At 50.3% G+C, this 25,428-nt stretch carries 8 protein-coding genes; 7 read left to right on the top strand and 1 reads right to left on the bottom strand.

The window, feature by feature from the left end; all coding sequences use genetic code 11:
• Nucleotides 1-56 precede the first annotated feature (56 nt).
• The 7 genes from LZP73_RS08510 to LZP73_RS08480 all read left to right on the top strand — a co-directional run bounded on the left by LZP73_RS08510 (nt 57) and on the right by LZP73_RS08480 (nt 24,062).
• On the top strand, nt 57-11,519 hold the full coding sequence (locus LZP73_RS08510; protein WP_234234195.1) for a fibronectin type III domain-containing protein: 11,463 nt from the start codon (nt 57-59) through the stop codon (nt 11,517-11,519).
• Nucleotides 11,419-16,278 (top strand): RHS repeat-associated core domain-containing protein, encoded by a 4,860-nt coding sequence (locus tag LZP73_RS08505; protein WP_326490338.1) that lies wholly within the window; start codon nt 11,419-11,421, stop codon nt 16,276-16,278. Before LZP73_RS08510 ends, LZP73_RS08505 begins: the two co-directional genes overlap by 101 nt.
• Nucleotides 16,272-16,865, top strand: a complete 594-nt coding sequence (locus tag LZP73_RS08500; protein WP_234234192.1) for a DUF4304 domain-containing protein — start codon at nt 16,272-16,274, stop codon at nt 16,863-16,865. The genes LZP73_RS08505 and LZP73_RS08500 overlap by 7 nt, the downstream gene beginning before the upstream one ends.
• A 68-nt stretch (nt 16,866-16,933) precedes the next feature.
• A complete protein-coding gene (locus LZP73_RS08495) occupies nt 16,934-17,287 on the top strand; it encodes a glutaredoxin (RefSeq protein ID WP_234234190.1) in 354 nt (117 codons plus the stop codon).
• Between the two features lie 49 nt (nt 17,288-17,336).
• Nucleotides 17,337-22,391 (top strand): golvesin C-terminal-like domain-containing protein, encoded by a 5,055-nt coding sequence (locus tag LZP73_RS08490; RefSeq protein ID WP_234234189.1) that lies wholly within the window; start codon nt 17,337-17,339, stop codon nt 22,389-22,391.
• Nucleotides 22,392-22,414: 23 nt separating this feature from the next.
• On the top strand, nt 22,415-23,170 hold the full coding sequence (locus tag LZP73_RS08485; protein ID WP_234234186.1) for a hypothetical protein: 756 nt from the start codon (nt 22,415-22,417) through the stop codon (nt 23,168-23,170).
• A complete protein-coding gene (locus LZP73_RS08480) occupies nt 23,151-24,062 on the top strand; it encodes a transglutaminase-like domain-containing protein (protein ID WP_234234184.1) in 912 nt (303 codons plus the stop codon). Before LZP73_RS08485 ends, LZP73_RS08480 begins: the two co-directional genes overlap by 20 nt.
• Before the next feature lie 278 nt (nt 24,063-24,340).
• Here LZP73_RS08480 and LZP73_RS08475 read toward each other — a convergent pair whose 3' ends face one another.
• Nucleotides 24,341-25,351, bottom strand: a complete 1,011-nt coding sequence (locus LZP73_RS08475) for an alpha/beta fold hydrolase (protein WP_234234181.1) — start codon at nt 25,349-25,351, stop codon at nt 24,341-24,343.
• Nucleotides 25,352-25,428 lie beyond the last annotated feature (77 nt).

Below are 25,428 nucleotides of genomic sequence, written 5' to 3'. Positions count from 1 at the left end.
CCAACGGTGGCCAGGGTGCGTATGCGGAGACGAGCACGCGGCTGGAGGCCAAGGATGTGTGGTGGGGCGCGGCCGATGGTGCCGGCGGTGCCGCGGGAGGCAGTGGTGATGAGGTCAATGCCAATGTGACAGTGAGTGCGGCCCGCAGTGACGGCACCGAGTTTGCGTATTTCAATGCCGGGGGTGATGGCTCCCTGAACTATGGCATGGCTTTGCCAAAAGTCACTGGGATAGTATCACAGCAATGGGGGGCCCGACCCTACGAAACTGTACATTATGAAGAGAAGTCGCAAAACATAGATGTAGAATATACAGGCTTGGAATCAGATAAGAACTATCAGCTGTTTGTCACCTATTACAATAAACTCGAAAATGATGTGGTGCAGAGTTTAAAAGATCAAAACGAATATCTGTCAATTGCTCAGACAAAGATCCCTAAGGACAGGGTAGTTAACAGGCAAGTCACAGTACCTTCTGATTCCATAGAAGATGGCTATTTGAAGTTAGTCGTTGCCAGAGAAAATGGTGTCCGTACTAATTTGTCTGAAGTGCTATTGATAAAGAAAGCCGCGGGGGCCTCGGGAGACACCCTATCAATAACATTGGATCCAATTCTGGATAATCTTCAAGTTGGCCTCGAAGGGATCCATGTCGGGGGGAGTTTTGTTTCACCCTATGTCAGTAACCGAATTGATATTGGCGTTGCCCTCGAAGGGGGGCTCGTATGGTCTCCAATATTGAATTATGGCAATGGTAAGTGGAACTACCTCTGGAAACCGCCGACGGGAGGCTCTTTCACGCTTAAAGCGCGGATCCTTGATGATTCCGGCGTTTATCATTATTCGGATTCGATAACTCTTACGGGAAATATTGAAAAACCAACCCAGATTGAAAATATCATAGCCACTGTCAGTGATGCTCGTGTGCTGCTGAGTTGGAACATCCTGAACGCTAATGACGTTGCCCGGCTCCAGGTTTACCGGGGAGTTAATGGCGGATACCAGACTGCGTTGGCCGAGCTATCCGCGACAGACAGCGTATTTGTCGATGCGACAGTCGCTGTCGACAATCGTTATGAGTACTTTGTCCGGAGCATTAATGCGGCTGGCAATTTCAGTGACAGTAATAAAGTTGGGCCAATTTATTTACCGAAAGAAGCCGATCATACACCGCCCCAAGATGTTGCCTCCCTCAACGCCCAATACAGTGCTGATGAATCCGGTATCTACACAGGTTTCATCGAGTGGAGCGCCCCGGCTGAAAACCCTGCCGATGTCAGTGAATATCGAATTTACCTGTCACACGATCAGGGGGAGACCTTCTCAAATAGTCCGGTTAGATTAACGGCCAAAACATTTAACTACATGCCAAAAGACTTGGTGTCAGGGCAAGACTATACCTACAAAGTGACGACTCTCGACATCATTGGTAATGAGAGTGCCGGGGTCATATCTTCATTTTTTGTGACGCCAGGTATGGAAAAGGCCATTTTACTGAGCGGCAGAGTCAATCATGACCTCGACATAGATGGAGGCATTTTCCATGTGTCTTCAGAATTGATTGTGCCCGAAGGGATTATGTTCGAAATATCCGGCGGGGCAATTTTTAAATTTGCTGCCAATGTAGGTATGAGGGTCGAGGGCCGCCTGAGCACGGCCGATGACGATCTTGACCATCCAACTGTCTTTACGGCACTGACAAATGATGTCGGCGGCGATACCAATGCCGATGGGGATAAAACCCTGCCGTCACCGGGAGCCTGGCGGGGCCTGTACAACAATTACAAGGGGAACATTGTTTTGAAGAACGCGCATATTTCATATGCGGGTTCAAGTGGCTACAGCCTGTATTATTACTATGGCAGCCATCTGATTGAAAATGCAACTGTCACACAGGGGAAAGGCATTGGCATTTCCAGTTATTACGGCGAGTTGTCCATTAGCCATGCCAATGTGAGCCATCATTCGGGAGACGGTATATCGCTTGTCGGTGTCGATAAAGTGGCTATTCGTGACAGCCATGTTGCCTGGAACAAGAGAGGCTTGTATTCCCAGAGCAGCAAACCCGACATTGAAAATACTCAGTTCTCGAATAACTCTGAGTATGGCATTTATTTCAATGACTCCAGCTCGGGTGAGCTGTTCTCCGGAAACTCTGTGGTAGAAAATGGTCTGGCTCTGATGATACCAGTCAGGATATTTCCTGATGCAACCAATAAGATTTTCCCCAATACGGATAACAGCATTCATCTTCGCGCCGGGAGCATCCCTGATAATGCAGTGTTTTCCCCTTATTATGATGAGCAAGGAAAGCAGCTTGCGGTTTACGCCGTTCATGGGAATTTGGATGTGCCTGAAAGCAATAAGGTCATGATTCAGCCTGGTGCCGTCTTTAAATTCAGTGGTGATTACCAATGGCGGGTGAAAGGCATTTTGAGTGCCAATGGCACCGCCGGCGCGCCCATCGTCTTTACCTCTTACCACGATGATACTTTTGTCGGTGACACCAACAGAAATGGCTCGGATACTGCCCCGCAGAAAGGTGATTGGGCCAGATTGGTATTTGAAGGCGGTCCCTATAACAGCCAGAGCACACTGTCCAATGCGAAGGTCTATTTTGGAGGCGGTGCTTATGGCCATGCGTTGTTGATCAGCAGCCATGCCGCAGATATTGAGGCTGCTAATGTTGAGATTGCCAACTCCGAAGGGGATGGGATCCGCATTGACAATGCCTCACCAACCATCAGCAACAGCATGTTCAGGGCCAACTATCAAAATGGCATGCACTTGGTTGGAAATTCTGCACCCGTTGTCAGTTTCTCCGGGTTTATGGCGAACGGTGCTTCCGGGATCGCCGTTGACAGTGGAGCGGCTCCGAGCATTACCAATTCAAGATTCCTGGGTAATAATGTATCGGCAATCAGTTCCGTCAGTGCTTTGTCTACACTTGCCCAGCATAACTGGTGGGGGGACTTTGATGCTTCCGGCCCTAACTCACCCGACTCCGCTGGCGCCACAGGTGAGAAGGTTATTGGCAATGTCGATTTCTCCAGTTATTTACCTGCGGGCGATCTCGATTACTTATATGTCAATTTTGATGAGGTTTCTGTCACTGCCAAAGGCAATTTACCCATAGCGGAGATTCTGCAGGGGCATTTGTCGAATGAATGGGATCAGCAGACAAGGCATCCGGGCAAGACGGCACTCGTGGATGACAATATGATTCGCTTGCGTCTAAGTGGCTTGGACAGCACAAAAAAATATCGGTTGGGATTAACCTATTTCAATGGCGATTCGAGTAATAATTCCTTCAGTACGACGGATGGAAACGGCAATATCATCTCTCCCGTCCAGATAGGTCCCAAGCATCTGCCAACGGTATATGAATTCGTGCTGCCATCGAGTTATTACGCCGATGGCGAAATGGAGTTAAGACTGCATCATGAAAGTTCATCGACAGCATTCAGGATAGGCTTGTCTGAGTTGTTCTTGGTGGAGGCCATAGATGATTTTACACCGCCATTTTTTGAAGCCATCGATTTTGATGATCGTGATGCATCAGGAACCCTGTCGGTAGCCGATATATTGCGTTTCACATTGTCAGAAGAAGTCAGTTTGGTATCGGGGCAAGAGCTGGTTGCAGACGAGCTCTTTGTCATAGGTCCTCTGAAGACCTTTGGTGAGGGCAATCACATCGCGCCACGGGTCGATGGTCGTTCTTACGATGTGACCTTGGGGGCCGGCTTTAGCGTGGCTGCCGGAGATACAGTGTCTGTATTGGGTCTGGTTGACTCATCCGGTTATACGGTGGTAGGCAAACAGACCATAGATGCAGCAGATACCGTTAGCCCTGTCATTGACTCTGTCGAGTGGTTCGATGCAGATAATTCGGGTCAGCTCACGACGGGCGATATTTATAAGTTCAACTTCTCCGAACCCATGGATGTGGCGCATCTGAGAACGAATTCGACGGATGCCAATGCCAACTTGAGGCCTGCAGCCGGAAGAAAGTACGGTACTATCAATGAGCTCGCTTGGTCTGCCGGCAATACCAGCGTCGCGATAACGGTCACCCAAGGTTATACGATCCAGGGAGACGAGCTGGTTTCTCCCAATGCGTTTGTTACTGATGTGGCGGGGAATCCGTTATTGGGTGAGGTAACACTGCAGGGCAAAGATACCCTGGCACCTAAAATGATAGGGATTGATTTTGATGATGCCGATGGCAACCAGGCCATTTCTCTGGGTGACAGGTACATCTTCAAATTCAGTGAGCCTATTATCGGCTCGGCTCTCTCAAACGGAACCGATGAAGCAAACAGGAATTTGTCGCCGGCAGGTAAAACCTATGGTGATATCAACCTTATCGAATGCGCGGACGATTTCATGTCATGTGCGGTCGAAATTACCGAAGGGTACAGTGTTCAGGGCAATGAGCTCGTTGTTCCGAGCGACTTCCTGACGGATCGTTCCGGCAATAAATTTGACAACAGCTTGGCGCTTGATTTGCTCGATACGGTGAAGCCTGTTGTCAAGCAGATTTCCGGTTCACAAAACAGTCCCGTGAATGCCCAGTTCCCTTATGAGTTAAAGGTTTACTTCAATTCAACAATGCAGACAGCGACTTCCCCTGTGCTGGCGTTCCGCTCTGAAGGCCTGGTGCCTGTACCCATTGCATCCGGCAGCTGGAGTACCACTAGATTCCTTAATGACACTTATGCTTCCGGCCCTCTGAGTTTGGACGGCCAGATGTCGGCACCTATCAGAGTCACTGTCTCGGGTGCTGAGGATTTGAGTGGGAACACGATGTTGGATGCCATTGATGTCTTTACATTTAGCATCAGGCCCGAACCTCCGGTACTGCTTGGATTGCAACCCTATCCCCAAACCAACATCAGCACAGTTCGCAATGTGACCATCAACGGCGATCGGGCTGATAACACGGCTGTATACCATGATGGTCAGATGATAGTGCCCTCAGGAAGTGGGCCCTGGAGCCATGCACTGGCACTATCTGAAGGGAATTCGAGCCATAGATTTAGTGCCGCCAACGCCAATGGTGTGATGTCTGAGGTGGTTCAGGTTAACTTTATCGTGGATTCCATCGCTCCAATTTTGACCAGTGTCTCTCCTGCGGATGCTGCTTCAGTGAAAGAGGCGCCTGCAGAAGTACGTATCGGTTTCAATGAGTCCGGCACAGGTTTGGATCTTGCGGCATCCTCAATCAAGTTGTTGCTGGAAGGACATGAGATTGCGGGTCAACTCTATCTTGAAGCCGATAAGATTCTGTTTAAACCTTCCTCTGGACTGGGTGACGGAAATTACGAGTTGAAAGTGACGCTCGTGGATAAGGCCGGCCATGCTTCATCTGAGGCCGTCTCCAAATTTAGAATAGACAATGTTCCCCCGGCAACCCCTGTGGTGGATCCCATTGCCGATGTCAGTAATTCGAAACTCATTAAACTCTCTGGCATGAAAGAGACTGGCACGGGGATCATGGTGAATGGACAGGTTTTGAGTGCCGCCGATGATGCGCAGCTATGGCAGTCCAACTGGAGCCTGAGCAACGGCGCCAATCTATTGATGATCACTGCATTTGATTATGCCAATAATGTCAGCTCACCCTCATCGATTGAAGTTTTCTTCGATGATACGCCACCGGGTAAAGTACAGCCGCTATTGGTTGGCGGTGAGTCAGGGACAGAAATTAGCATAGACTGGCAGTCCTATGATGAAGGGGCCAACGGGGGGGATATTGCCAAATACAGGGTCTACATTGCGCTGCAGAACTTCAGTAGTGCCAGTGGGGCGGTATTAAACGCCGTTACCGATCATTCGACCAAGACGCATGTTATTTCCGGGTTGATTCGCGGGCAAACCTATTATGTTGCAGTGCAGGCGGTAGATTTAGCGAACAATTATGACGATGTGTTGATCCCTGTGGCAATTACGTTATCCGATGAGTTGGCACCCGGAGAGGTGTCGTCATTGACGGCTGACATAGGTTTCAGTCAGATGACGCTGACATGGGGTGAACCTGCCAATAACGCCGATGATTTGGCAGGATATCGACTGTATGTTGATCAGAATCCGGCCATCCCAGTGGACAGTCATAGCCACTCTTATCTATTGACGGCGCTGGGTAAGGCAACCAAGTACCGGGTGAGAATTACCACTATAGATGTCAGTGGCAATGAGAGTGCCGGAACATTGTCTGAGTTTATTACCCTGCTCGATAGTCCAGCAGGGATCTCTACAGAGGCACAAAGCGGCAAGGCGCAGATTTCGTGGGACATGTCTGTGCCTGCAACTTATGTGTCGGGTTACCGTGTTTATGTCAGTGCCCAGCCATTCAGCGACGTCGGTTCGTTGCAGCCCAGGGCACAGGTGATTGCCGGGCAGTTGCTGGCCAATATCAACGGTCTGCAAAATGATGTGACTTACCATGTAGGTGTCAGCGTCATCAATAGCTCAGGTGCAGAAACCAAGCTGGTCAATACGGCAACGGTTACGCCCAGAAAAGATGCCGAGGGGCCTAAGCTCGAGGGCGTTTGGTGGGGTGAGCAGTTATTGGATGCGGCGAGCGAAAATGCCATAACTCAGAGTGGTACCCTCTATATCAGAGCATCCGATGAGAGTGGCTTAGCTGCTGCTGAATATGCCCTCGATGGTGTGCGTCTCGGTCGTTCTTCAAATAGCGCATCGCAGTTTGGCATTGCCGCGTTGTTGGAGTCTATAAGTGATGGCAAACATAGCCTGACGGTCAATGTATATGACTCACTCGACAATGTGACTCAGGCCGAATACCCCATTTTGATTGCCATGTCTGCCCCTGCGGCTCCTGTCATCAAGCAGCCGTCCGATAGCAGCATTTCCAATAAGGCGCAGCAGCAGGTCGACGTCTTGGCGGTGAAAGGCCAAGAGGTGCAGTTGCTGCATAATGGCGAGACCGGCGTCTGGTTAACGGCGGATGATGCGGGTAATGCGCTATTTACTGTCACTCTGACAGAGGGGGAAAATAGCTTGAGTGCGGTTGCCCGAAATCGCGGTGGGGTCAGTGAGGCTTCAGCTGTTATCAAGGTGACACTGGATTCGTCCTTGCCTAAGGCACCGGCCAATTTTACCGGCAGGGCCAAGGAGGCAGGTGTTATCAATTTAAGCTGGGCAGCGGTGCAGACCGCAGGACAGGTCAGCTATGAGGTATATCGCAGCGACAGTCCTTTCACCGATATAGTCAATGCCACCAAGGTCAATCAACAGGCATTAACCTCGTTAACTTATTCCGATGTGCCGCAGCAGGATGGGCAATATTACTACCGTGTCTTGGCTGTGAATCAATTGGGTACCCGGGGAACGCTATCGGATCAGGTCAGTGTTGCAGCTGACAGCACCTTACCCTTCGCCAAGAAAATCATATTCAAGCCGCTGGGACAGTATGATGCAGAGCGGCAGATCTTCGGTCAGGGAAAGATAGAGATAAGAGTGATGGTTAATGAGCCATTGTTGACCCGGCCTTTCTTGAGTCTGTCGCCACAGAGAGTTGCCCCTCTGAGTGTCGATCTCTTTAAAGTCACCGAATACGAATATAAGGGAGAAATTGATATTCCCGCGGAATATGTTAATGCGGATGTCTATAGCCTCTTCTCTGCACGGGATAAAGTGGGTAACAGAGGCACGGAAGTGCTGGATGGAACCCGTATCAAAATAGATACAGTAGGCCCTAGGGCACGAGATTTCGCTATTCAGCCGGCGAGTCCGATCAGGAATGATGCCAATGAACCGGTTACAGTGAATTTCTCCTTTGGTTTTGACGAACAGATACAGGTGGACAATCTGGAGTTGTTTTACCGTATCAACGAAGGAGAACAGATAAGACTCGATGTTGTGGCGCCGATTGAGAATACCCCTTGGCAGGCCGCAGTAGTACTGCAGCCCGAGGATGGGCTGCAGCAAGTCGATCATCTGCGCCTCTCATATAACGTCAAAGACGCATTGAATAATGTACGGTTGGCGGATTTTGCGCCTGAATCGGTACAAATATATCAAGGTGAGCTACCGCCTTTGGCTGTCCCCTTTGGTCTCAACGCCAAGATGTTGCCCGAAGGCAAGGTGAAACTCAGTTGGTATAAGGTCGAAGATGCTGCTGGCTATCGAGTGTATAGAAGAACCGCAGCGGAACCTGAGATGGTGTTGATCGCAGAACCGACGGATGTGGAGACTTACACGGATCATCCAACGGCAGACGGCGAGTATTTTTATGCCGTATCCAGCGTGCGACAGCATGAAGGTATGACGACCAACAGTGCTCTGAGTGATGAAGTTAAGGTGACCACTGACAGTGTTGCGCCTGCGGCGCCATTGCAATTAACGGCTGAGCTGTTGCGGGAAGGGGTTGGATTGCGCTGGCAGCCTGCGGGAACAGATGCTTCGGTGCATTACCGACTCTACCGTGACAGTGCAACCGAGATCACCGATGTTCAAAACCTGGCACCTGTGATTGACAACATCTTCAGCCGGGAAGCCTTGGATACAGTGCCGGATCCGGATAAGGCGGGTTACGTTGTCACCGCCGTCGATGAAGCCGGCAATGAATCAACGCCTTCGAATACTGTGTATTTGAATATCAGTCTGCTGCCGGTGAACCAGTTGCACCTGCAGCAGGTCGATGATGGCAAACCTGTGCTTTCCTGGAGCCACAGTGGCCAGGATATTGATGGATTTGATGTTTATCTTGAGCAAGGCAGCATCAGCCTGAAAATGAACCCACAAAGGTTGACTGTGAAAACCTTTACCGATGAGGGATTCAGCGGAGGCTCACGTACCTACCGCATCCTGGCAGTGGATAAGAATGGTGTCGAAAGTTTATCGAGAAACTTGGTACTGCCCAAGGTAGGCATATCACCGATTGAAGGCTCCGTCATAGAAAAAGGCGTGATGAATGAACTGTCTTTCTCAGTAACCAATCTGGAGAGTACGGATTTTTCCGCTGCAGAGCTCAGCATAGACATTGCCGGGCGGGAACACCATTCGGCGCCTTTCTCTCTGGCGGCCGGTGAATCCAGAGTCATACCCATAGTGGTGGGTGGCTATGCGACACTGGATGTGCAGCAAGTCGTACGGGCCACTCTGATCACCAAGCCTACAGTAACAGACGAAGTCAGAGTGACTAAAAGCTTCACATTAGCTGTGAAGGAATCGGGTTATGTGCTGCGGTTGGAAACCGATGCCTTTATCCGGGGCGGCACAGGCAAGGTGAGATTCCTGCTGGAAAACACCACGGCTTTGGATATTGAGGTCGAGACTGCCAGCGCCAGTGCACAAGCGGATTCCCGTGAGATCCAATTTAAAGTATTGGATCCTGATGGCAATGTGCTGACTCTTGCCGGTTTCAGGCAGATCACAGGCGAGAATGTACTTCTGACTAAGTCGGGGGCGACGATAGCGCGCATCGCACCAGGTACGACCTTTGTGTCTCAATGGGCTGAGGTAACCTTGCCGGCGGCAACGCCTGTCGAAGCCATGTTGGAGATGCAGATAGGGCAGCTGACCTATCATAAAGACAGGGCGGATGAAGTCAGGCTATCGGGTTTAAATACCAGGAAAGATTTGAATACCCAGAGCAGTCCTTACTTTGCCGAGGTGAGCAGCATCAGCCCCAGGGTCTCATATGGTGATCAGTCAATCACCATAACCGGCAAGGTGAAAGAATCAACCACGTTGCAACCCAAGGCGAATGTGCCACTGCAATTGGTGATAGACGCCAATGGGTTTGAGCGAATAATGAGCCTTTCTTCAGATGAAGCCGGTCTGTTTGAGTATGTCTATCAGCCGCAACAAGGTGAGAATGGCGTCTATCGTGTCTCAGCCATTTATCCCGGCATGACAGATAGACCCGAGCACGGTGAATTTGCCCTCGGCAGATTGTCTCTCAATTACAGCAACTATCGCCTGAGCCTGCCCAAAGGCGCCGTTTTCGAGATACCCATGACGGTAACCAGTCATCTGGGCGCAGACTTTGCCGGTGTGTATTGGGTATTGCAAGGTGAAGCGCCGGCAGGGATAGGCATACAGTTGCCGTCTGCCATGGATATTGGCAGTGACTCTGTGTATCCATTTGCCATAGGTTTTTCTGCCAATGAAAGTGCGGCCGAAGCCGGTGTGCTGAATTTTGCCCTTAAATCTGCCAGTACGGGTGTGCAGGTGTTGGCAACATTGGCGCTGAGCTATCAGCTCAGTGATGCGGCACCCATGCTTTACTACAGCCCAGTGCAGATCGAAACCGGTCTCACTTTGGCTCAGGATGCATCAGAAACCTTAGTACTTGAAAATCGCGGTACAGTTGCGATGCAAAATGTCGGGGTACAGTTGTTGGCTGTCGACAACTCGTTGGCACCCGATTGGGTCAGTCTCGATGGAAACGCATCATTAGGCAACCTAGAGGTGGGTGCCAAGGTGTCTGTTGGCCTGAGAATGAATCCTCAAAATAGGGTGTCTCCTGGCATTTACCGTTTGAAGCTGAGGGTGACCAGTCTCAATCATGCCACTCGAGATATTCCTGTGATCATTGCCGTGGTTGAGGATGGCGTTGGCAGCGTCCAGTTTAAGGTAGCCGATATTTATACCGCGACCTTGGATGAGAATGGCGAGTTGATTCGAGGGCTGAAGGGCGTCATGCTCGATCTGCAGAATCTGGATGTACCGGAAATCAAGTACCAGGCCAGAACCGATGTGCTGGGCGAAATCTACTATCCGGACATTCAGGCGGGGAATTATCGGTATCGTTTATCGGCCGTCAATCATGAAGATTTGGTCGGCCAGATACACATAGTCCCAGGGGTCGTACGCAACCTGGATCTCTTCATGCCATTTAACTTGGTATCAGTGGAATGGGTAGTCAATGAGATCACCCTGGAAGACAGGTATGAAATCGTGCTGAAAGGTACATTCGCGACCGATGTCCCGGCGGCCGTGGTGGTTATGGAGCCATTCAACATCAGCCTGCCTGAAATGAAGAAGGGGGATGTGCTTAACGGCGAGCTGACGCTGACCAACTATGGTTTGATCCGCGCCGACAACCTCAAGCTGTATCTGCCTCAGTCAGACGAGTTCTTCAGATATGAGTTTTTAACTGCCGTTATACCCGAAACCCTGGAGGCCAAGCAGAGCGTCGTTATTCCCTATCGCGTGATCAGTCTGCAATCCCTGGATCCGGCTGAAAATGGGGATGTGACCGGTGCCGGCTGTTCGAGCTATACCCAGTGTGCCAGCGAGACCCACGACTTCGGTTGCGCCAATGGCGCGACCAGTAACGGCTCATCCAGAGCCTGCTGGACCCGCTCCAGTGCCAATTCCTGCAGCGGTGGCGGCGGTGGTGGCGGTAGTGGTGGCGCCTGGGGAGGCTGGGGCGGTGGCGGCGGTGATGGTTCCGGCTCAGGTTCCGGCAATACAGGCATGGGTGGTTGTCGCGAGAATGGCGATCGCTGTGATCAAGAAGCCAACGGTGGCGGTGGTGATCTCTGATATGAATAGGATATTTTCGATGAAAAAATGGACTTTGGCCGCGGCACTGGTATTGGTTAATGCCTGCCCGGTCATGCCTGCTCAGGCACTGACTGTCGTGAAACAGGGGCCCGAATACAACACGGGCCAGTTTGAGCAGACAGTGGTAGACATCAATGCCAAGGTCATGGGAGGCAGTATTGGTTTTTCCCGTCAGTTGGATCGCGGTGAATGGCGTTTTGCCCAGTCCTGGAACGGTATCAGTTATCGGCAGATTAACTTAGGCTCGACCAAGCTGCCGGATGGCAGCTTGCAAGCGAATGTTGTCGATGATTTGAGTGTCATGGTGCGTAATGGCTATGAATATAAGCGAGAGCAGGACAGCGATCCTGTCATCTACCGTTATGACAGCAGTACCTATATTGAAAAAATCAGTGACGGCTTTCGCTGGCAAGACAGAAGCGGGGAGTGGATAGAATATTCAGATGCCAAAAAAATCAGAGCCTACGGCAATTTTCAGGGCACCCTTGCCCAATTTTCTCATGATGAAGATGGGCAAATCACCCAGATCAAAGACAGGTTCAATACCCTGATCTACCAGCTGGTTTATGACGGAGGCAAGCTCAAATCAATCACGGATTTCAGCGGCCGCTCGGTGCAATATGCCTGGGATGAAAAGGGGCGGTTGAACAAGGTCACAGATGTTTCGGGCAACGAGTGGCTCTATGGCTACGATGAGTTCGATGCGACCAACAGCACCATGTTGCCTTATACACTGGCAAATATTACAGATCCCGAAGGCCGGGTGACAACAATCAACAATGTGGTTGTCGGTGGAGGCTTTAAGCAGGAGTGTCATCCTAAAGGTGGCGGGGGGGGCTCACAGATCAAAGAAGTAGTCGATCCCGATACAGGTGCCATTACGGTCGAAGTTGTGCCTGTTCTAGTGCCGGGGGAGTGGGTATGTGCGAGCATTCCCATTCCCAGGCAGGTGATGTTTGATTCTCTGGTGGATCAGGACGGTCACAAACAAAGTTATGTCTATGGCTATGATTCTGCCACCAAGTCTTACGGCATAGTTGAAGTCGACGCCGATGGGGTCAAGACGGTCAGGGTCATGGGCACAGATGGTGCCCTCACCAAGCTGTATAAGGGTGATGAGCTGGTCTTCAGCCAGGCGAAGGTGAACGGGACCCTCATTAAAGCCGATGCTCAGGGCAATAGAACAACGGTTTCTTATGACCAATACAACAACGTAGTAAAAATGTTGAACGCTGATGGTTCAGCGAAAACAAACTCCTATCACACGCAATTTAATTTATTGACTCGTTCTGTCGATGAGAATGGTGTCATTACAGAAATCATCTATGATGACAATGGTTTGCCCACGTCTGTCATTGAAGCGAAAGGAAAACCAGAGTCGCTACAAGTTGCATTGGAATATGATGACAATAAGCAGCTGATAAGAACCGAGTACCGGGGAAATAATGGTGAGGTCCGTAGTTATGATTTTGAATATGATACCTATGGCAATCTGACAAAAGAAACAATCAATGAAAGTACCGTATATCAATATCAGGATTTTACTCCTACAGGTGCCGCGAAAATATATATTGATGGTCGAGGAAATACCTGGAAATCGGAATATGATGCAGAAGGTCGGCCGTTATCCGAAACCAATCCGCTGAATCAAACTACAATCTATCAATATGATAAAGTCGGTAATCTGGTGAAAATTACCGAACCAAATGAAACCACATTTGTTTACAGTTATAACGCGCGTGATCAAGTCAGTTCTGCGGCGGATGCATATGACAATAAACGGTACTATAAGCATAATTCAACAGGATATATCGTCGAAGCCAAAGATGAACTGGGTAAGGTTAATTCTTTACTGTTTGACCGAGCCGGTCGGCCTCATTCCAGGGTCGATGGCAACAATTCAACGACTCGATTTTACATAGGCAAAGATGCCGAAACGGGTGAGGGGTCATTTGAAGATCTCACAAAGGTACAATACCCTACCTACAGCCAGATATATCAATACAACAATCGTAAACAAGTCACTCAACTGACCATACTGGAGGCCGAACGAAGCAATACCTATGGTTATCGATATGATCCACTTGGACAGCTAATAGCTCAAACCGATCCCAATGGGCACAGTATTTACTATAGCTATGATGCCAGAGGTAATCTGCTTGAGGAAGATTCATCTGGATTAATTACTCAGTATGAATACAACTCATTTGGCGATCTGATTAAGTTTACTGATAGAAATAACTATCAGACAGAGTTGGCCTATGACGATTTTGGACGTGTTATCAGTAAATCAAGGGCCGGGTTCGGCACTTGGTCTTATGCTTATGATGCAAACGATAACCTGATTTCCGCGATCGATCCCAAAGGGCAGGAGATTCGCTATTTCTATGATAAAGCAGATCAGTTGATTGAGGAGCAATGGTACACACAGGCCATATCTGATGAAGCTGGTTCGGCGGATGTGGACCCCATCAAGACAGTCACCTATCAATACGATACCAATGGTAATCTCTCCTCTTGGCAATCGGGTGCTATTTCAGGCACATATGTCAGTGACAAGAATGGTCTGTTGCTCTCGGAAAATATTAATTACGGGCCATTTTCCAAGCAGTATCAATATGCCTACTATGCCAACGGCACCATCAAGAGTCTCACCATGCCGGATGGCACTGTCTATGGCTATGAGTATGACAACAACAATCAGTTGACCCGTTTGCAGATCCCTGGCGAAGGCTCACTGAGGGTCAATGAGTTCAACTGGACGGCCCCCAGCCAGGAAACCCTCCCTGGTGGCGTGAAGAGGAGTATTTCCTATACCAGCCTGTTGAATACCCAGAAACTGCAAGTTGAAACCTCTGAAGGTCAGTCCGTATTGCAACTGGACTACCAATATGGTTTGGCTCAGGAGATCACTCAGCGTACTCAGGATGGTGTTGCGACCGAATACCAATATGACGATGTGTATCGTTTACAGCAGGCGCAGACCACAGGGCCTGACGGTCAGGTACGCAGTGAAACTTATCAGCTGGATGCCAACGGCAATCGTATTGGCAGTCATAGCCTGGCCGATTGGCAATATAATGCCGCCGGACAGCTGGTGCAACGCGGCACAGATGCAGCCAAGGTTGACTACAGCTATGATGCCAATGGCAATCAGACGCTACGCAGCAGTACCGATTCCCGCCTGGTGTTTGTCTATGATCTGAAGGATCGTCTGGTCCGGGTCGAAAATGACAAAGCCGATGTCATTGCAACTTATGAATATGATCCCTTCGACCGCAGATTGAGCAAGACGGTCGCCGGGGTAACTACCTATTTCCTCTATGCCAACGAGGGCTTGATCGCCGAATATGATCAGCAAGGTGCCGCCATCAACAGTTATGGCTACCGTCCCGGATCTGCATGGGGAACAGCGCCTGTTTTTTTACTGACAGAGTCAAAGCAGGCGTCGGTAAGTGGTAAACAATATTTCTATTATCACAACGATCAGATTGGCACACCTTTCAAGCTAACCGATAGCAGCGGTTTCGTGGTCTGGGATACCCGCTTCGACAGTTTCGGCAATGCCCTGCTGGCGAATAACAACCAGATAGAAAATAGGCTGCGTTTCCCTGGTCAGTATTTCGATGCCGAAACCGGCCTGCACTACAACTGGCGTCGTTACTATGACCCTGAAACCGGACGTTATATCAGCGCCGACCCCATAGATCTGCTGGGCGGAGCCAACCTTTATACCTATGCCGATGCGGATCCCATCAACCGCATCGATCCCAACGGTGAATGCGGCATTCTGGGGATCGTTACCGGGGTGGCAATGGAATATGCCCGCTCCAAGATCACCGGTGATTGCTTCAGTTATGGCATAGGCGATGCTATAGGTGACGCATTCTGCGGTGCGGGTAAACTGGCGAAACTGGCAAAGCTGGCGGGATGTGGCAAGAAAAATAGCTTTACCGGCGAGACGCTGGTCCATACGGAGCAGGGCGAAAGGCCGATTAAAGATATTAAAGTTGGCGACAAGGTTCGGGCCTTTACCGAATGGAATGGCCAGGAGTTATTCGAATCCGTAGAAGACATCATCACCAATACCAAGGAATATCAGCTGCTGAAGCTGACCCTGGATAGTGGCGAAGTCATAGAGAGTACCAGTCAACACCCCTTTTATATTCTCGGCATGGGTTGGGTGGAGGCCGAAGACCTCAAGGTAGGTTATCCTCTGTATCGTGGCGATCGGGGCACCCTTTCCATTGCGGCCATTGAGAGTGAGCGCAGATTCGAAACCGTATACAATCTCAGCGTCGCCAACGCCAACACTTACTTCATCGGCAAAGATAAAGTTTTGGTGCATAATGCCAAGAAGGGGAAGTGTGGCATTTGTGCCGCTGGAGACTTACTCGGTCAGGGTCTTGGTCAACCGAGAAACGAAAAGGGGCAGTTTACATCGGGGGCTGGAGGTGAATCAGCTAACGCGGAAGCTGGTAGGAGAGCTCATTCGGATTTTGAGGATAAAGCACGAGCTCGAGGTTGGAGTGTTAAAACCAGAGTTGATTATGGCAATGGGAAGTATGGTATACCCGATGCAATTACTGGTGATGGCCGACCTATTGAGTTAAAGCCGGATACTCCATCAGGAAGAAAAGCGGGAAAACGACAACTCAAGAAGTATGAAAAAGCACTTGGGAAGAAGGGCCGGTTATTGTTGTATGATGCGTCAAAATATCGAGGTGGTTCATGTTGAGTCTTCTAATAAAAAAATATATTAACCCAGTTCTAAAGTTGTCAGGGTTTAAAAAGAAGGGGATGACTTGGAATAGAGAGCTCTTTGGAGCTGTTCAGGTTATTGATATTCAATTTTCCAGTTATGTAAAAAATCGTACTAGTTTTACAATTAATATTGGGATACTTAATTTAGACGTTTTTCCAATATTTTTTGATGGGAAAAAAAATGGATTTGTGGGAGAGGTAGAGTGTTTCCCACGGTTTCGGCTCAAGCGTTTATTGGCCGGATTTGATATAAAAAAAGTAGACGAATGGTGGAACCTGTCTTCAGAGGATGACGTGGATATTGTTGGAGCTGAGGTTGAAGCAGCTTTAAAAAATAAATGCCTTCCTATGCTGGATAGTCTTTTCACGCTTCAAGATATCCTGACTTTAGCTAATGAAGTAATGCCGAGAATGCCAGCTGAGAAAATATCGTATGCAACTTTGCTTCTGTTCAATGGCGAAATTGAGCGTGCAAAAGGTATATTGGCTGAATTTAGACACTCCGAGGTGTGGGGAGCAAGGGTTGAGAAAATTTATAAGAGATTTTCTATTGTGGAGTGAATGAGAAGTCTAGTTCTGATTATCTCTTTGCTATAGACAAATTAAAGGACATTTAAGGGCTGATTGTCATGAAAAACCTGATGTTGATCTTGCTGTTAGGTTTCTGTGTCTACCAGGGCTGGCAGGATTTCGGCCCCAGGCCGGCGCTGGTGCCCTTGTATGACGCGCCCTATGTGGCCGTCTATGGTCGCGATTCCTGTGGTCATACCCAGAGGCTGCTGCGTGAACTGCGCCGCGAGGGGCTGGCGCCGCATTATTTCAATGTCGACGATGCAGAAGTCGCCGATAGCTTGCATGAGCGCATGGAGAGTCAGGGAATGTCGACCAAGCGTTACGATCTGCCTGTGGTGGACGTCAACGCCAAATTCAGCATACGCCCGCCACTTGCCGGGGTGCGCGCGGATTTACAGGCAACAAATTAGCCAAATTTTTGGGTTAGATGATTGATGGATTGTTAAAGGAAAAGGCGTGATGGGACAGGGAATAGGGAAACAAGTTTGGCAGGTAAAGTGGCAGTATTTGCAGCTGACGCTCATTTCTCTGCTGCTGACACTGTTGATAGCGCCTGTTGGGGCTTGGGCGGCAGAGGACACTATCTGCGCCGTGGTCAAGATCGAAATTCCTCAAGAATTGACCCTGGAGCGTCAGGGTTTTGAGGCGATCATGAAGATCAATAATGCCCTGGAAGACAGTGCCTTGACCCATGTGGCGGTCGAGGTCTTGTTTCAGGATGCCGCCGGCGATGTCGTGGTGGCCTCGAGCGATCCCAATCATCCCAATGCCAAATTTTTCATCCGCATCGCCACGCTGGAGGGCATAGACAATGTTGCCGGTACGGGCGAGCTGGCCGCCGCCAGCAGCGCCACCATACATTGGCTGATCATTCCGGCGCCGGGTACCGGCGGCGATATCGCCTCCGGTACCTTGTATTATGTCGGTGCAAAATTGTCTTATCGTCTCAATGGGTTGGATGAGTCGTTGGATGTCGCGCCTGATACCATCTTTGTTAAACCCATGCCCAAGCTGACCCTGGATTACTTTCTGCCGACAGATGTCTATGCCGATGACCCTTTGACCAGTGAGATCGAGCCTGTGGTGCCTTTTACCCTGGGGGTCAGGGTCCGCAATAACGGCAAGGCTGCCGCCAACAAGGTCAAGATAGCATCCGCCCAGCCCAAGATAGTCGAGAATAACCAGGGGCTGTTGATTGATTTCAAGATCACCGACTCTTTCATTGATGAAGCCGCGGTCAATAACTCTCTGTTGCTGGATTTTGGCGATATCGCCAGTAACGACAGCGCCACCGGCCGCTGGATAATGCAAACCAGTCTCAGCGGCAGATTCACCGAATTCGATGCCTCCTTCAGCCATGCCGATGAACTGGGCGGGTCACTCACCTCGCTGATCGAGTCGGTCAATGCCCATCTGCTGGTGCACGACGTTCAGGTCGACTTGCCAGGCCGTGATGCGGTGCGGGATTTTCTGGTGCGTCAGGCGGGCGCTTTGACGGCTTTTGAATCCGACAGCATTGATACCCCTGTGATGGATCATTCGGCGAGCGCTGTGCTGACGCCGTCTGCCGCCGGCCAATATCGATTGGCATTTGCTCCCGAAGTGGGTGCCGTGTATGTGCAACTTGCCGATGTCACGGATGGCAGTCAACAACTGGTGCAAGCCGTGCGCAGTGACGGCAAGGTGCTGCCGCAAGCCAACGTCTGGCAATCCAAGACCTATGACAAGGGGCTGCATCAATGGCTGCATAGCCTGCATCTGTTCGATACTCAATCCACGGGAAACTACATCCTGAGCTTTACCGCGCCGGACGTCGTGGCTGCGGCTCCTGTGCTGCAATTTATTCCCAATTGGACCGGAGCCGAAGGGGGCCAGATAGGTTTCTTGCTGGAGGCCAGCGATCCCAATGGCGATGCCGTCAGCCTTTCGGTCAACCCTTTGCCAAGTGGCGCCTCCTTGACTCAGATAGAGCCGGGCAAGGTGCGGTTCAACTGGCCCATAGCCGTCGGGCAGGCCGGCCATTATCCGCTGACAGTGACCGCCTCGGATGGGGCTCTGTTCACCAACCAGGCCGTGATGTTGACTGTGTATCCTGAAAACGACACAGATGGTGACGGTCTGGACGATGATTGGGAACGGCTGCATTTCGGCGATCTGAGCCGCGATGGCAGCGGTGACTTCGACGGTGATGGTATCAGCGACAGGGAAGAGTTTGATAAAGGAACCGATCCCACCCTGCAAAATGGCCCGTTGGCACCGGCAGTGGTCAGTCCGAATGCGGAGGCCATAGTCGATGCCGATATCAGCCTGGTGGTGGACAATTCGGTCAACCTGGGTGTACAGAGCCTGAGCTATTTCTTCGAGGTCTATGCCGATCCCCAGATGAGCCAGCTGGTGCTCAGCTCAGAAGCGGTTGCCGAAGGGGTAGAGCAGACCCGCTGGCTGCTGCCATCGGCCCTGCTGGAGAATCAGCACTACAGTTGGCGGGTGCGCAGCTATAACGGCATCTTATACAGCCCTTGGTCCAATGCGACATTTTTCATCAACCGTGTTCCAGAGGCGCCTACCGTGGTGCAGCTCAATAGCCCTGTGGTGGGCTCGGAAGTCGACAACACCATGCCACTGCTGAGTGTGGTCAACGCCTCGGATCCCGATGGTGATGAGCTGTTATATCAGTTCAGCGTGTTTGCCAATGAGGACAAGCTGACCCTGGTGGCGCGTTCCGGCGACATAGTGGCCAATCCGCAAGGAGTGACCCAATGGCGTGTGACCCAGGCGTTGGATGAGGGCAGCCAGTATTACTGGCAGGCGATTGCCAAAGATGCCGGCGGCTTGAGCAGTGCCAGCAATCTGTTCTGGTTCAGTGTCTATAGTTCCAATCAGTTGCCCACGGCCCCTACCTTGGTGGCGCCTACCGTCGATGCAACCATAGGGCTGGACTATGTGGATTTGATTGTCAAACGGGCGCTCGATCCCGAGGGCGATGCCCTGAGTTATCATTTTGAGCTGGATACAGTCGCGACTTTCGATTCTGCCGATAAGCGCATGGAAACCCTCGCCGGTATCGGGGAGGAGGATGTGGTCTGGTCTGTCAGCGACCTGGCGGATCGCCGTCAATATTTCTGGCGGGTGAGAGCCGAAGACAGTCTGGGAGGTTTAAGTGAGCCCATGCTCGGACAGTTCAGTGTCAATCTGACCTTGACCGCGCCTGTCGCTCCCGTGATTGATAACCCGGGTGACGGCTCTTGGGTGCAGAGTCTGATGCCTGTGCTCTCTATTCATGGGGTGGCGAACAGTGACAGACCCATAGTGGCGTACGAATATGAGGTCTATGGCGACGCCGAGTTGATTCAGTTAGTTGCCCGCGATGAGCTGGCGAATACGACTTATGAGGTACCAGTGCCATTGCAGGACAATGCCTGGGCTTACTGGCGGGTTCGCGCCGTTGACAGCGCAGATATTCGCGGCGCCTGGTCGCCTGTCGCGCGCTTCTTCGTCAATGATCAAGGCATAGATGAAGCGCCCACATTCGTGTGGACGCTGCCACAGGCAGATATCGAGATAGCGGTGGGTGAGAAAATTACCTTGGGCTGGGAGGATACAGATCCCGACAGCGATGCGCTGATTTCTCTGTCTTATGTCCGTCCGCAAGATGCCATAGTGATGGATGACAGTGACTCTGGTTTTACTGCCTATGGCGATGGCTGGGAAATTGAAGCCCCCGGCGAGGATGGCTCGTCATATCATGTGCTGCAGGCGCGCAATGTGGATGCCCTGGCCAAGTGGGAGCGGCCATTGGAGATGGCGGGACGTTACGAAGTACAAGTATTTTGGCCACAAATTGAGTCGAAATATGCCAAAGAAGTCTCTTATGCCTTCGCGGTTCAACAAGATAGCGGAAGTGTGTTAATAACCCGGAAGATCCGCAAGCCCAGTGCGGGTTGGATCAGCCTGGGCGAGCATAGGTTGGTCAGCGGTGATTTTGCTATTTTCCTTAAGGGCGAAGGTCACAAGAAACGCGCCTTGATTGCAGACAGGGTTCGCCTTATTCCGATAGATGTACCCGAGCAGTTCATAGCCTCGGATTTACCCGAGACGCCGGACTCAGATGCCGACAGCTACCTCTGGGATACGCACTCTTTGGTACCTGGACAATACCAATTATTGGCCCGGATCCGGGACGCATCCCAACAGGTATCAATCTCGTCGCCATTCGTCATCAACTTGCGCCCTGCGGCCGAGGTGACATTGGATAACAGTGATGCCAATGCTTTCTATGAAGGCGATTGGACTCTGGCACCCGCCATAGGTGGTGCGCTGGGGGATGATATCCATGAAATACAACTGACATCGGCACCGAATGAACCGGTGGCCCACTTTACGTGGCAATTTGGGGTAACCACGACGGGATGGCATTCAATTAACTTCCGTAACTTGCCCGGTTATGATGCCGGAATGCTGAGTTTCGAGTTGGTTTCTGGCGAACACAGCGTCACCTTGGACGGTCTTCAGGATACAGATACTGCAATCTGGGTCAGTCTGAAGAAATTGTGGTTGGATGCAGGTGAATATCGGTTGGTGATCAGCGCATCCGGTCAGGGCAAGGCAGCAGTAGACGCCGTAGAGATACAAAGAGTGCTGGTAGCAGGCGGTGATGATATCACCATAGACAACCGCTCTGTGGGGTTTGCCTCCAGTGGCGATTGGAAATCGAGTGTATCAGTAGCGGGTTATGAAGGCATTGATTATGTGGCAAGTTGTCACAATGCCACCGCCGAATGGCGAATGTTCTTGCCGGATCCCGGCACCTATGAGGTCTTTGGCAATTGGACCTCCAGTCCCAATCGCGCCTCAAACGCCAGATTCAGGCTGTCTTACACCAGTATCGGGCAGGCCCAAGAAACGTCGGTTCAGGTAAACCAACGCCGAAATGGTGGTCGCTGGCAGTCCTTGGGAGTATATGATTTCGATGCGGCCAAGGTGTCTGTGTCGACAACATCCAGAGGCGCCAATGGATGTGTTATTGCCGATGCCATCAGATTTAAGCAGGTAACAGATAAAAGTTATCTCTTGGATAACATTCCCGAGCAGTTTTCTACAATCCGTGGCTGGTGGACCCGCAGTAGCTTGGTTGATGGCTTTATCGGCCAGGACTATCAGTTTTCCCTGTTCGGTCAGGCCCAGTGGCATATGCAACTGCCGGAAGCCGGTACATATCGAATCGAGGCAAGATGGCCTGCCCACCTTTTTCATACAGGCAAGGCATTATATTCGGTAACTTCAGCCGGCACAGTCTTGGGCAAGACCAAGGTTAGCCAACGGCAAAACGGCGGCGCCTGGCAGTTGCTGGGTGAATTTCAATTTGATTCAAATGAACTCAGGGTCATGCTGGAAAATAAAGGCTCAGGATTCCTGGTCTCTGATGCCATCAAAGTTACCAAGGTCACTAGGTTATTGACGGGGCCAGTTGGCGAAAAGAGAGATGAGAAGAATGATGTGGAGGAGACTCAGTGAGATTGTGGCTATTGATAGTCTGTATGTTTTTTTGCGATTCGACTTGGGCCGAAGATCTGCTGAATACGGAAACGGAAGGGGAGTTTGTATTTCAGCAATGCCATGCCTTCGCCGATGCCGGTAATAAATACGGTTTTGATTTTTCAATGTTTACGTCGACGCCAAAAGCCAGGGATCGTAGTTTGTATATTTTTGACCGTCACAAAATCACTGCGGACTGGATTGTGATCGACACTACGTTGAGTGACATCATTATCCCCAACACATTGAAGTTTCAGGCCCATACGCTGAAGCATAAGAAATTTCTTAAAGAGCAAAAAGTATTACTGTTAGGGACTGGGAAAAATTATGCTGTGCTGGAGCAAAATGCTCAGTGGCTGAAGGAAAATATGGCTGCAGATGTTAAAATTTGGCTGGGAGGAAAGGACTATTGGTCATATCTTACCGGTAACACTGCCGTTATGGCGCCGCTGACTATCAGTGCCGCAGAATTTGTATCTGAAGCAGATAGGGGGAAGTGGATTTATATTGATACCGAAGAGGCCTTGTCGAGCGCTGTGCATGTGTTAACCACTGTAAAGACACTTGATAGGTATCTAGTCATCAATCCTGAGTTGAAATTAAAAGACACTACTCCTGTGAACGCCATACTTTCGATATTTCTGCTGCAGGATGGGATCAACTCCCTTGAAAAATACGCTTACCAACAAGGTGTTATACTGACCGCGAAGAAAAACCGAGAGTCCCATGAGAGATGTAATGAACGAAGAGCGTTATAGAAACCTCCTGCCTTGCTTGTTTTTACTTTCAGTCATCTCATGTTCGGATGGCAATGTAGAATCTGGTTTCACTGCTGTTTCTGAGGAAAACATGGCCTCTGAAATCGTAAGAAATGAGCCGGACGCCAGCCAATCAATTATTTTCAGATATGAAATAAAAAATACCAGCGACAGGTTGCTCGATAACGTTCAAGTATCAGTTGCCATCCCTGTTGCTGATTCTGTTAGGCATAATATCGAAAGACTCGACGCGAATATTGATGGGCACATAAAAACGGATTCACTAGGGAATCAGAAGTACATCATGGAGTTACAGAGTTTACCTCCATTTTCCAGCAAAATTTTAACAGTCAAAGTTAAGCTAACGAATACCAGTCCGCTTCATCTCGACACGGCTGGAAATCTATCTTTATTTTTAGCTGAAACTGAAGCAGTACCATTCAAGATGGCTGAGTTTTCCGAACCCATCCAGCTTGTCAAAGGGGCAACAGATCTGGACACTGCGAGAAATGCTTATCTGTGGGTCATCAAGCACATGCATTATACGGGGTATTTACCCAATGAATACGGTGCTCTGTATGCCCTGGAGAAAGCGAGGGGCGACTGTACCGAATATATGTATTTATTGGCGACCATTTTAAGAGGGAATGGCATTCCAGCCAGATTGGTTGCCGGTTATGTATATGCTCAAAGTTTGATCGCAGTTGCTGCCGATTATCATAACTGGGTGGAAGCGTATATTGACGGAGAATGGCGGGTCGTGGATGCCCAAAAAGAGCATTTTATGGGTAATGATAAGGATTATATTGAGATGGCATATTTAGATTCCTTGACACTGCATCGGGGACAAAAATTTTCAGCATCTGATGATGTGGTTGTAAAAATGTTTTAAATCGATATATGAATTGGAACAAGAGAGGCTTGCTTGCCGAAGCCCATTATGTGCGCAGATGCATTCTCTGGGGAGAGTGAATGTTTACCCCGGCAGCAGATCCTTTCGAACTCAACAGGCTCAACTTATGAGATTGGGTGAGTCAATGTTTTCACATCAGCCTGCGCGGATTCTGATAGAAAATCCGTGTTTCCTCTGCGAATAAACAGAAGCCTGTGCATGACTGCCAAGGCTTTTGTGTTTCCAACTCTTGGAATATGGGGAGAACGAGTCTAGGGTTAGGCGTCAATGGCCCGGGTATTCATTGGTGCGTGGCATTTCAGGAAGTCGAATAAGGCCTCTAAGGCGAGATCCCTGATCTTATCCGACTCTATGAATATCTCATGCCTGGCACCTTCTATGGTCAACAGCCGGCAGTTCGGGCCTATGGCCAGATTCTGCGCCGCATTGTCCACCACTGTGTCTTCACTCGCCTGGAGTATCAATATCGGGGTTTTACTCTGCCTGGCAGCTCTTATGCATCTGTCGCCCGCATCTATCGCCTGGACTAACCAATGGTTGGTCGGTGCGCCCAGCTGCAGCTCAGGTTGTGTTTGATACAGCCGGCGATAGGCCTGGTAACGGATCTCGCTGTGAGTCAGTTCGTTCTCGGCAAAGGGCACGGCAACATAGTCCTTGCCCCTGGGAACATAGCTGGGCTCGCCGTTCTGTCTGACCCCATCGAGCTTGTTGGCTAACCAGCGTATGAAGCCTTTACCCATGGGCAACTGGATGCCATACATGGGAGCACAAAGCACGGCCGCCTTGAATACGCCCGGATGGCGCTCTAAGTACAGGGTGGCTATGGCACTGCCCATGGAGTGACCTATCAGGAAGAGTGCTGTGCCGGGTGTTTGTGCCGGCAACACCACCAGGTCGATGAACAAGGCCAAATCATTCACATAGTCATCGAAGTGTTCGACATGGCCCTTATGGGGATTGCTCGTGAGCCGGCTCGATAGCCCCTGGCCCCGGTGATCCAGGGCATAGATGCTGTAACCCTGCCGATAACAGTCAAATATCAGTTCCTGATACTTTACATAGGACTCGACCCTGCCGTTGCTGATAACCAGGGTTCCCTTGCTCTGGGGATGGGATATCGACATGTAAGCCAGATGCAGCTTGTCGTCCAATTTGAGAAAGTCGCTGTCTATGCCCTGCCAGAAGGCTGCCAGCTCAGGCGAGCCCAAGGTCTGCTCCGAGCCGAAGCTGGCGGTATGGCTTTGAGTGACTTCTGTCATTTGATTCATATTAGTAAGGTCATTCAGGAAAGCGCCTGTGTCGGCGACCGTTAGTCATATGCCTGACAGTGTATCAGAGATAGGCC

The sequence above is a fragment of the Shewanella sp. AS16 genome (assembly GCF_021412365.1).
Lineage (GTDB): Bacteria > Pseudomonadota > Gammaproteobacteria > Enterobacterales > Shewanellaceae > Shewanella > Shewanella salipaludis.
The sequence above is the reverse complement of the archived record's forward strand: the minus strand, read 5'-3'. Positions and strand labels throughout refer to the sequence as shown.